Source organism: Pelatocladus sp. BLCC-F211, from assembly GCF_041928655.1.
In the GTDB taxonomy this organism is placed as follows: domain Bacteria; phylum Cyanobacteriota; class Cyanobacteriia; order Cyanobacteriales; family Nostocaceae; genus Pelatocladus.
Window position 1 is genome coordinate 1 of the sequence record NZ_JBHFLM010000039.1, and the last position, 11754, is coordinate 11754.

The 11754-nt window shown below is 41.1% G+C and carries 8 protein-coding genes; 5 read left to right on the forward strand and 3 right to left on the reverse strand.

The features are described 5' to 3' along the window. The first annotated feature begins 260 nt into the window (after nt 1-260). On the forward strand, nt 261-971 hold the full coding sequence (gene rpiA, locus ACE1AT_RS03490; protein ID WP_374865917.1) for a ribose-5-phosphate isomerase RpiA: 711 nt from the start codon (nt 261-263) through the stop codon (nt 969-971). Between the two features lie 160 nt (nt 972-1131). On the opposite strand, the gene ACE1AT_RS03495 is transcribed toward rpiA, so the two are convergent. Together ACE1AT_RS03495 and ACE1AT_RS03500 are read right to left on the reverse strand one after the other, a co-directional pair. After that, entirely contained in the window at nt 1132-5079 is a 3948-nt protein-coding gene (locus tag ACE1AT_RS03495; RefSeq protein ID WP_374865918.1) for a filamentous hemagglutinin N-terminal domain-containing protein, read from the reverse strand. Nucleotides 5080-5896: 817 nt separating this feature from the next. Continuing rightward, complete coding sequence (locus tag ACE1AT_RS03500) at nt 5897-6700, reverse strand: lectin ESA-2 (protein WP_374865919.1); 804 nt, start codon at nt 6698-6700, stop codon at nt 5897-5899. Nucleotides 6701-7126: 426 nt separating this feature from the next. On the opposite strand from ACE1AT_RS03500, the gene ACE1AT_RS03505 reads away from it, so the two are divergent. From ACE1AT_RS03505 to ACE1AT_RS03520, 4 genes are all read left to right on the forward strand, one after another. Continuing rightward, nucleotides 7127-8308: an aldo/keto reductase gene (locus ACE1AT_RS03505; protein WP_374865920.1), complete on the forward strand. Its 1182-nt coding sequence runs from the start codon at nt 7127-7129 to the stop codon at nt 8306-8308. Between the two features lie 69 nt (nt 8309-8377). Next, complete coding sequence (locus tag ACE1AT_RS03510) at nt 8378-9145, forward strand: superoxide dismutase (RefSeq protein WP_374865921.1); 768 nt, start codon at nt 8378-8380, stop codon at nt 9143-9145. Nucleotides 9146-9445: 300 nt separating this feature from the next. Further along, nucleotides 9446-10201 (forward strand): 16S rRNA (guanine(527)-N(7))-methyltransferase RsmG, encoded by a 756-nt coding sequence (gene rsmG, locus ACE1AT_RS03515; RefSeq protein WP_374865922.1) that lies wholly within the window; start codon nt 9446-9448, stop codon nt 10199-10201. Nucleotides 10202-10456: 255 nt separating this feature from the next. Next, a complete protein-coding gene (locus ACE1AT_RS03520) occupies nt 10457-11263 on the forward strand; it encodes a TPM domain-containing protein (protein WP_374865923.1) in 807 nt (268 codons plus the stop codon). A 131-nt stretch (nt 11264-11394) separates the two neighbouring features. On the opposite strand, the gene ACE1AT_RS03525 is transcribed toward ACE1AT_RS03520, so the two are convergent. After that, nucleotides 11395-11754: type II toxin-antitoxin system VapC family toxin (locus tag ACE1AT_RS03525; RefSeq protein WP_374865924.1), on the reverse strand; the 360-nt coding region annotated here is incomplete at its 5' end.

An 11754-nucleotide genomic window follows, 5' to 3' on the forward strand; every position in this document is an offset into this window, starting at 1 on the left:
TGTAGGGTTACAAGGTAAGAAATCATAGTCTGCGGTAGGGCATTCCGTGGACTCAAAACAAAGCTCATCGCCTCCTAAGCAGTAGCCGGATTGGATGAGAAGCCTACACTGTATGCTTGCATCAGTGTAGGAGTATGTCACTCCTTTAAATATTAAGCACTAAAGTGCTTACTACAAACTTGGTTGTTTCTTTTCTTCCATGCCCCTCTTCTCCCCTACTATTATTTGTAGAATAAGTCAGTTTTTCAGGAGCCTTGGGAATGACCGCAGCAGCAGACCCCGTAAAATTGATGAAGCAACAAGTTGGTAAAGCCGCCGCCGATTTAGTCAAATCTGGTTCTATCGTCGGTTTAGGTACAGGTTCAACCACAGCTTATGCGATTCAATATATTGGAGAACGCCTTAAGTCTGGCGAGATCAAAGATATTGTGGGTGTTCCCACCTCTTTTCAAGCAGAAGTACTAGCGAAGGAATACGGTATTCCACTAACTACTTTAGATGCAATTGACCACATTGATATTGCAATTGATGGTGCTGATGAAGTTGATCCACAGAAGAATTTAATCAAAGGTGGTGGCGCAGCACATACCCGCGAAAAGGTTGTCGATTACTTAGCAGATCAGTTTATTGTTGTTGTGGATGCTGGTAAATTGGTCGATCGCCTGGGTTCAGTTTTTGCTGTACCAGTCGAAGTCATACCAATGGCCATCACCCCTGTCATGCACGCGGTTGCACAACTTGGCGGTAAACCAGAACTGCGAATGGGTGTGAAAAAAGCCGGGCCTGTGATCACAGACCAAGGCAATATGGTAATAGACGTCAAATTTGACTCTATTGAAGATCCAGTTAACCTCGAAAAAACATTAAACAACATTCCCGGTGTTTTGGAGAATGGTATTTTTGTTAATTGCGTGGATCTCGTTTTAATTGGCGAAGTCAAAGAAGGTCAACCTGTAGTGCGAAAAATGTAGAACTAACGACAGTTAGTTTGGATCTAACGACAAGAGTTTGTGATCTAACGACAGTTAGTTCGGATCTAACATCTTTTCACAAAAATCCTGATACATATTAGATTGACTGTAGGGGTGTACGGCGCTATACCCTTACACCCCTACACACTTTCAAGTTAAGTTAAAATGCTCTGCAACCGACAGTATTTTGGCGCAGATACTGACGCTGAAACTCTATGCTATTAACATCGTAAGCAGTCAGAACTATTTCTCCTTTCTCATTGAATATCCATCCGCGAGCAGGGACAATCTCTTTAGTCGTAGCAGAGTTTTTTGGCTGGTTGATTGTAACAGCTTGCAAACTACTACTGCTAACTGGTTGTGCTAAATCAACACGCACATTGTCATTAGTAAAACTATCATTGGGACTAGAGGGTACACCACCCCGTCCAGTGATGAGAAATGTACTGCCAAAACCTTTTTGACAAGGATTTTGAGCAATTTGATTACTTGCATCGGTAGGATTATCTGGTAATTGCATTAATCCCTGACTGGGATTGACATCTGTATTGTTTATTTGTACCGTGCCACTAAACTCTGTTCCAAGGTCAGAAGCAGCAGTGATATCACTGTCTGGACTACTGAACCGATAAGCGGCTTTGATAAATATATTGCCTCCAAAACCTTTTTCAGCATTTGCAGTGATATCACTGTTTTCTAAAGCGACAAAGTTACCAGTCACAATCCTGATGTTTCCACCTGTGGCTGTACCTGTGGCGTTAGTAGTGATATTGCTATTGCGACGTAAGATTAAGTCACGGGAGTTGAGAAAAATATTACCTTGATCACCCTTAGTAGTAGCAGTAATCAACGCCCGATTGTTTAGCCGGATGTCTTTTGCAGTTGTGACTTCGATGTTACCTGCTGCACCAGTTCCTTCACTATTTGCAGACAGTATCGCACCATTAGAAAGGGAAAGCGATCGCGCATTAATTTTAATCCCACCAGCATTGCCCACACCTGATGATGTCACACCGCTAAAAATTCTACTGTTTCGTCCATTTTTAGTCTGACCAGAAGCAGATATATTCCCAGTTGCGTTAATGATCACACTGCCAGCATTTCCCGTTCCACTAGTGCTAGCATCAATTATTGCGCCATCAGTCAGAGAAAGATTGTTGGTATTTATTTCGATACCACCAGAATTACCCTTTGCATCTTCGACAACTCGGCTAAATATTCCACTTAGAAAGCCTTGTTTATCTTCACCGTCTATGGAAATATTGCCAGTGGCATTAATAAACACTCTTCCTGCGTTTCCATTTCCATAAGTGCTACCACTAATTTGTCCACCATTAGTTAGAGAAAGGTCTTTGGTATTTATCTGGATACCACCAGCATTAACCTCGTATGGTGATTCTGCACGACTAAAAATATCACTCTCACCATCTATAGAAACCAAGTTAGTAGCATTGATGATTATGATACCAGCATTTCCATCTCCAAAAGTGCTGGCATTAATTCGCCCCCCATCACTTAAAAAAAGGTCTTTGGCACTTATTTGAATACCATCAGAATTTCCCTGTGCATACTCACCAACTTGGCTAAATATTCCACTTCTGCTTCCATTCTTAGTTTCACCAGAAGCAGAGATTTTACCAGTTGCATTAATGATCACACTCCCAGCATTTCCTTGTCCAAAGGTGCTAGCACTTATTCGTCCTCCATCAGTCAGAGATAGGTCTTTAGTACTTATTTGGATACCACCAGCATCTCCTTTTACGCTTGAGTATACTTCGCTAAAAATTCCACTGCTGCTTCCATTGTTAGTTTCACCAGAAGCAGAGATTTTACCAGTTGCATTAATAATAATTCTGCCAGCATTTCCTGTTCCTAAAGTACTGGCACTAATTTGTCCTCCATTAGTCAGAGAAAGGTCTTTAGTACTTATTTGGATACCACCAGAATTTCCCTCTGCTGTTGGGTCTACTTGGCTAAAAATTCCACTTCGAGATCCTTCCTTATCCTCACCATCTACAGAGATTTTACCAGTTGCATTAATGATAACTTTCCCTGCATTTCCTGTTCCAAAAGTAGTGGCAGAAATTAATGCACCTTCAGTCAGAGAAAGGTCTTTGGTAATTATTTCGATACCACCAGCATTTCCCTCTGCTGTTTCTTGGCTGACTTGACTAAAAATTCCATCTGGAAATCCTTTGTTACTCTCACCGGAAGCGGAGATATTACCAGTCGCATTAATGATAATTTTCCCTGCATCTCCAGTTCCAAAAGTGCTAGCACTAATGTATGCGCCATCACTCAGAGTCAGGTCTTTGGTAATTATTTGGATACCACCAGCATCTCCCTCTGCTGTTTGGTTGACTTGGCTTAAAATTCCACTTCGGAATCCATCGTTACTCTCACCGGAAGCCAAGATATTGCCAGTCGCATTAATGATAACTCTCCCTGCATTTCCTATTCCAAAAGTGCTGGCATTAATTTGACCACCATTGGTAAGGAAAAGATTCTTGGTATTTATTTCGATACCACTAGAATTACCCTCAGCAAAGAATCCAACTGTGCTAGAAATTTCGCTACCACCATCTGCGGAGATATCGCCAGTTGCATTAATTTTGACAATTCCAGCGTTTCCTTCGCCAAAGGTGCTAGCAGTAATTTCTGCACCATCGGTGAGAAAAAGATTATTGGTAGTTATTTCAATCCCACCACTATTGCCTATAGCAGAGGAGTCAACAGTGCTAGAAATTTCGCTACCACCATCTACGGTGATATCACCAGTTGCATTAATTTTGACAATTCCAGCTTTTCCTTGACCATTGGTGCTGGCATTAATTCGAGAACTATTGGTAAGTAAAAGATTTTTAGTATTTATTTCGATACCACCACTACTACCTACACCAGAGAAGTTAATAGCGCTAGAAATTTCGCTACCAACATCTGCGGTGATATTACCTGTTGCATTAATTTTGACAATTCCAGCGTTTCCTTGTCCAAAGGTACTGGCACTAATTTGTGCGCCATCTCGCACAAGCAACTCACCAGTGTTAACTATCAAATCTCCTGCGGCTCCGGTTGTTCCTGGGTATGCTTGAGTAGCCAAGGCACTAGGAAACCTCCCATCAGATGAAATACCTACTGCTTCAAGTTGCTCAGTTGCATTCACTGATAGAAGTCCACCTTGTTGATCTCCCAAAGTACTAGCTTCTATCTGTGAACCATTAGCAAGAGTGATGCGCCTACCCCAAACCTGAATATCACCACCACCAAGACCACTGGCATCTACTGACGCCTGTTGAGATAATTGAATGTTGCCAAAATTTTGTACATTACCATATCCCAAAGCAAAACCTTTGTTGATAGGTGTAATGCTAACTAAACCAGAACCTGCAACACTGCCCAATTCTATCCGTCCACCAGCAGTTTTGAGTGTTGCTCCCTCTAAAAAGATATCACCGCCTACCAATGCCAAAGTTTGATTTGGTTGCACTCGTAGTCCAGATATTGTGTTAATTACCTCATCAGTATATGACCGCAACCCCTGACCATCACCTTGTATCCGAATACTTCCAGGATTCTCCCGAAACCGCAAACCAATGGGAATATTTACACTTAACAGTGGTACTGCTTGTGGGTTCGTCGCACTAAACTCAAAATTATTGTTAAATATAAAACTGTCGGCTGTGGTTCCAAAAAATGAACCACCTAAATCTAAACTGGCATTAGGGCCAAAAAAAATCCCTTTCGGGTTGAGTAAAAATAGATTTGCATTACCTAGAACACCAAGTTTACCAAGAATATTAGAAGGATTACCACCTGTGACTCTGGTGAGAATATTGGTGATATTAGCCGGATTAGAAAAATAGGCTCCTCTACCTTCGCCAACATTAAATTCTTGAAAACTATGGAATAGACTTGAGCCGCGAGTTGCACCACCTTCAATGCGATCGCTCGGTATACCATTAATCACATCTGGATTAACTATAGAATTTTCAGTACCCAGACTAGTATCTGGTGTGATTTGCGCTTGAGCAATAGTGATAAATGCAAGAGTTTCTAAAATTGCTATGGGCAAGGTGAAGAGAACGAATGTACGCCTCGGCTGTATCATCCTCAGTATCCTGTTTTAATAATGGAAGAGAACCCTAACAAGTAAAAATACGGAACATAGCATCTAACAAAGTATTAGAAACCAAATCGTCGTGTTATTACGTATATTCGTAAATATTCTTAAAAATGCACCAGTTTGATGAACTTCTCCCTCTCAACCTCTCTTTGCTACAAAATGATACCATTTTAGATTTTGGATTACTCTGTCGAGAAGCCGCACTTCGTGCGTCTATAGATTTTGGATTGGGAAACTCTTTGGTGCATATTATAGTTCTGTCAGTTTATCTGTCGCATTCTTTACTTAATATCACAGAGGCGTTAGGCAACAGAGCAAATCAGAACTTGTCGAACTCACCTGAAAAATAGAACGATAAAATATACTTTAATTTCTATTCTTAGAAGATATTTTGAAAGACGCGCCAATAGCGGCGCGTCTCTAAACTTAAGATGTGTTGCTAATATTTGTTGAATCGGTATTACCTAGACCATCTTTTAAGTTCAAAGTCAAAAGTAAAAAGCAAAAAAATATGTAAACCACGTCTACTTTGAGAACTTTAGTTTTGTAGGTTGGGTGTAGCGACAGCGAAACCCAACATTATAGTCTGGTTAATGTTGGGTTACACTCCGTTCCACCCAACCTACATAATGTCCTTTTTGAAAAACTCCTCTTTTCAAGATGGACGAGGTTTATCTCAAGAGATACAAGCCCTTGCATTTATTGGAGAAAGACAAATATCCCTTTGTGTCAATAAAGAGAATTTATTCATGGAGATTTTTTGACTTTTTACTTTTTACTTAATTGATCGTCTATTTTCGCTTCAATTCAGCGATCCCTTAAAGCCAATCGGCCCTTCTCCGTCATAAGTCATGGTTCCGTTCAAAGTTTTGCCCCCATCATTGGAATTGACGTTGAGCGCAACTACATTTTGGTTCTCACGATAGCCGATAATCCAGAGGCCTCCTGGGTTCCATGGAGCAGATGAGCCTCCCCACTGATTCTCTACGTTGTAGTTGTTGCTCCCTAAGAGAGTTGCTTTGAAGCCGATAGGCCCTTCACCACTGTAAGTCATGGTTCCGGTAAAAGTCTTGCCGCCATCATTAGATTTGATGTCGATCGCAACCACATTTTGGTTGTTGCGACAGCCCAAAGCCCAGACACCACCTACATTCCAAGGGGCTGAACTTCCTCCCCACTGATTTTCTACTGTATATGCACCACCTTCAGCCTTTGTACCTTTGAAACCAATAGGCCCCTCACCTTTGTAAGTCATGCTTCCATTGAGGGTTTGTCCACCATCGTTAGACTGAACATTGATCGCAACTACGTTCTGGTTAGCACGATAACCGATTACCCATGTACCACCGGGATTCCAAGGAGCGGAACTTCCTCCCCATTGGTTTTCTACTGTGTAATTATTACTACCTAACCGTGTAGCCCGAAAACCAATAGGCCCTTCACCTTGGTAAGTTATAGTTCCATTGAGGGTTTGTCCGCCATCGTCAGATTTCACATCCATAGCGACGATGTTCTGGTTAGAACGAGCACCAATCACCCATTTGCCACCTTCATTCCATGGAGCAGAAGAGCCACCCCACTGATTTTGCACTTGATATAGTGTCATATTTTATGTAACATCTGCAAAGTTGATATTCGTTAATTTCTCAGAACTTGAATGATAATTCAAGGACATTTAAGACACTTAAGACACTTAGTAATTAAACGTAACAAATAAGGTTATTTATTACACAATTAACTAGAGAAATTCATGAAATTAAGCTTATCTAAACTCTCCAATTTTTTTCCATAAGATTAAAACTATACCAGTTAAACTAAGTATCCATAGCATTCCTAAATCATTACTGGACAACAATGACATTTCAATTATGTAGAGACGTTGCACTGCAACGTCTTTATTCATCCAAAATCTAAAATCCAAAATTGGATGACGAGTACTACTTAATTACAATGAGTTTGTGGTTAATTGTTGTTTGGTATTTGTCCCAAGCAACAAACAACCAAATTGAGTTTATTCACACCCATACTTTTGATGCTATACAGAAGATTTGGTCGTACAGATTTACAGATGCCTGTGTTTTCTTGTGGAGGTATGCGATACCAATATAAATGGCAGGATGTGCCACAGTGGTTGATTCCCCGTGATAGTCAGGCAAATTTGGAAGCGACAATTCAACGTTCCGTAGAATTAGGCATTAATCACATTGAAACTGCTCGTGGTTACGGTAGTTCGGAAATGCAGTTGGGTAAAATTTTACCTCAGCTTCCCCGCGACAAATTAATTGTTCAGACTAAAATCAGTCCTGCGGCAGATGCAAAGAAATTTCGCAGCGAATTTGAGAAATCACTACAATATCTGCGTTTAGATTATATTGATTTACTGGGAATACACGGTATAAATAATTCTGAACTCTTGAACTACACCATGCGTCCGGGTGGTTGTTTAGAAGTGGCACAAAAATTACAAGCCCAAGGTAAAGTCAGGTTTATCGGCTTTTCTACCCATGGCTCAATAGATACTATTATCCAAGCAATTAACACTAATCAATTCGATTACGTGAATTTGCACTGGTATTACATTAATCAAGTAAATTGGCCTGCTATTGAGGCTGCTACTGCACATGACATGGGTGTGTTTATTATTAGTCCATCTGATAAGGGAGGACAGTTATATAATCCACCAGAAAAATTAGTTAAACTTTGTTCTCCTTTGAGTCCAATGGTGTTTAATGATTTGTTTTGTCTCAGTCATCCCCAAGTACATACTTTAAGTTTAGGAGCAGCAAAACCCACAGACTTTGATGAACACCTGAAAGCTTTAGATTTGCTAGATCAAGACTCGGAAATTTTGCCACCAATTTTGACACGTTTAGAGAAAGAAGCCATTACCATTCTCGGAGAAGATTGGGTTAAAACCTGGCATGTTAATTTACCCAGCTACGAGCAAACTCCTGGACAGGTAAATATTCCGGTAATTTTGTGGCTATGGAATTTAGCGATCGCCTACGACATGATAGATTATGCCAAAATGCGCTACAACCTACTTGGCAATGGTAGTCACTGGTTTCCGGGTAAAAAAGCAGAGCAAATAGATAAGTTAGACTTACAGCAATGTCTGAGTCGCAGTCCCCATGCAGACAAAATTCCTAGCATCCTTGCACAAGCACATCAAATCTTGCAAGGCGAAGCACTACAGAGATTATCACGGAGTTAATTGGCCAAAATCTACGAAAATAATAACTGCAAACCAATTTTGCTAATGTATTTGCTTGGTGTAAATCTTATGACTCTTAAACGTCGGCATTTTCTAGTTTTACTTGGTGCAGGTGTAGGCGCTTTTGCTTTAGATTCTTGCGCCTCTGCAAGCACTCCTAACCCCACTTCTCCTACTTCTTCAGCTTCTCCAACTTCTGCAAGTTCCAATAAATCAGATGATTCCGGGGCAATTCAACTACCACCTTTGCCTTATGATTACAATGCCCTAGAACCACACATTGATGCAGCCACAATGCGCTTCCATCATGACAAACACCATGCAACCTATGTCAAAAATCTAAATGCAGCATTAGACAAATATCCAGAACTCAAAAACAAAAGCGTAGAAGATTTACTGCGTGATCTCAACAGCATTCCTGAAGATATTCGCACAACGGTACGCAATAATGGTGGTGGTCATATTAACCACTCGATGTTTTGGCTGATCATGAAACCCAATGGTGGTGGTGAACCAACCGGGGCGATCGCAGACGCTATCAAAGAAAATTTTGGCAGTTTTGCAAATTTTAAAAAGCAATTCAACGATGCAGGTAGTAAACGTTTTGGTAGTGGCTGGGCTTGGCTTGTCCGCAATCAAAATGGCAAGCTGGAAGTTGTCAGTACACCCAATCAAGATACTCCTCTGAGCGAAGGCAAATATCCGATTATGGGTAATGATGTATGGGAACATGCTTATTACCTCAAATACCAAAACCGCCGCGCCGATTATTTAGACGCTTGGTGGAACGTCCTGAACTGGGATGAAATTAACAAACGATTCGCAGAAGCAATTTAAGCGGTTTAAGGAAATAGATAATTTGGTGTTGCTGAATTTGGTCATGAAATTATGTTTGTATACATTTTTGTAGAGACGTAGCATTGCTACCTCTACATACCCGTAAATTGTTAATTTATGTCTTGATTCAGCAATACCATTTTTTGCTATTTGCTAACGACACTAACTTTGGATCTAACGACAGCATTTCATTAATTCATAGAGAATGAGAACATCCCAATTTTAAAATAAAGACCTTTAAGCACTAAAGTGCTTACTACAAACACCTATTCGTAAAAATGTTAAGGTAAGAGTGAAACTGTGAACGACTTAACCGTGCCTTCTTTACCAGAATTGTCAGATATATGGCAGCAAACTCTCAATTGGCAACCGACAGCCGAACAGCAGATACAATTGCAGAGGTTGTATGAATTGATTTTAGAAGGTAATCAAAAGCTTAATTTAACCAGAATCACCGACGCCCAGGAATTTTGGGAAAAACATCTCTGGGATTCTCTGCGGGGAATTGCACCCTTACTAAGAAATGGGGAGAAAAATTTCACTTCACCACCCCGCCACTTTATTGATATTGGTACAGGCGCGGGTTTTCCTGGTATTCCTGTGGCGATCGCACTATCTGATTGCATCGTCACACTTCTAGATTCTACTCGCAAAAAAACAGTTTTTCTTGAACAGATCCTACCTGAGTTGCAATTAGATAATACGAAAACACTAACTAGTAGAGTTGAGGAAATCGGTCAACAGTCCCAGCACCGCCAAAACTATGACGTAGCCATGATTCGCGCTGTTAGTAATGCATCAGTGTGCGCGGAATATGCTTTGCCATTACTCAAACAAGGTGGTTTAGCCATAGTTTATCGCGGTAATTGGACAGAAGATGAAACTACGGCTTTAACAGATGCTGTAAAACAACTTGGTGGGGAAATAGAAGCGATCGATCAATTTACAACTCCATTAAGTCATAGCCTCCGCCACTGTTTGCACTTACGGAAAATAGCACCCACACCAGCTAAATTCCCCCGTGCAGTTGGTATACCTACACAAAAGCCGCTTTAATTTTGTCATTGGTCATTTCTCCTTTGTCATTGGGAGCATCCCAAATGTTTAAAATCCGCGCCGAGTGACATACTCCCACACTTCAGCAAGCCTTATTGACCATTGACTATTGACCATTGACTATTGACCATTGACTAAGTGACTAATGACTTAAATTAGATTAAAGTTAAAAAGTGTAAAGAATTATTCTGTTTTCCTCTCATCTTTTAAAACAACTTGTTCACGTTTACTGTAGATAATCGTATAAAAAAGTCCATGCAGCATTGTTTTTGGCGACGAATTCTGGTATTTTGTGCAGTATTTTTCTTGGCAGGGTCAATTTGGGTGACACATCCCCCCTACGCTCATGCTTACGACAATCCAGAGTTACTACCAGACACCCCAACCCCAGTCGTAGACTTAGCTAAATCCCTCAACTCAGTTCAAGAAGAAAACCTTGTTAAAAAACTAGAACAATTTGAAGCTCAAACCGGCTGGAAGTTGAGAGTTTTAACTCAGTATGACCGTACACCGGGTTTAGCAGTTAAGAACTTTTGGAAACTCGATGACAAGAGTGTTTTATTAGTTGCTGATGCTAGTGGTGGTAATATTCTTAACTTTAACGTCGGCGATGCAGTTTACAAGTTACTACCCCGCACATTTTGGGTAGAGCTACAAACACGCTTTGGCAACTTATACTTTGTAAGAGACGAAGGGGAAGACGGAGCAATCATACAAGCTCTAGAATCAATTGAAACTTGTTTGCGTCAAGGTGGTTGTCGCGTGGTTCCTGGACTACCAAAAGAACAGTGGATTCTGACGCTGATTAGCTCAATTATTGGTGGGATTGTTTGTGGTTTTGCCGCTCAACCCCGGCGTGAAGGACAAATTGTTGCTTGGCAATGGGCTTTAATTTTTTCTCCTCTCTGGGGAATCTTATTTATCGCTTTCGGTATTGGGCCAGTAGTAACCCGCACTTCCGACTGGCTACCTTTAGTCCGTAATATCGCTGGTTTTCTCATCGGTGTCTTAGTTGCCTACTTATCGAACTTTTTCAGTCGTTCCTCAGCATCAGAAATGTGAGTTAGTCAATGATCAATGGTCAATGGCCATTGGTCATTACCTCTTGCAAAAGTCAAATTAACCGCCCTCAGTCCCGCCGTTTCGAGGGAAAGAAATATTACACTACTCCCTCCTCGAAATGGAGCTATCCATTATCCGGCTCTTTCCTCATCAACAATGAGCAACTCCACGCCACACCTCCTCGCCGCCTCCGCAAGTCGAGTATCAAGCGTTGTCAATGGCAATCCCAACCGCAGTGCCAATTCCAAATAAGCCGCATCATAAGCAGCTAAACCAACAGTCCGCCCTAGCGCCAGAGTTGCATTCAATGCGTTTGCATCTGTAGCAGTATCAACCTGGATTAACAGTGACTTTGACACTCTCCGCCCTATAAGTGCGGAGATTCTTGCTTCATCCGTCCTCCCTAGAAACCCGAATACAAAGTATTCAAATCTCCCCGTTTGGATACGTCCACAAGCACACACGGACTGCCCGACCGCGTTTGAAACGAT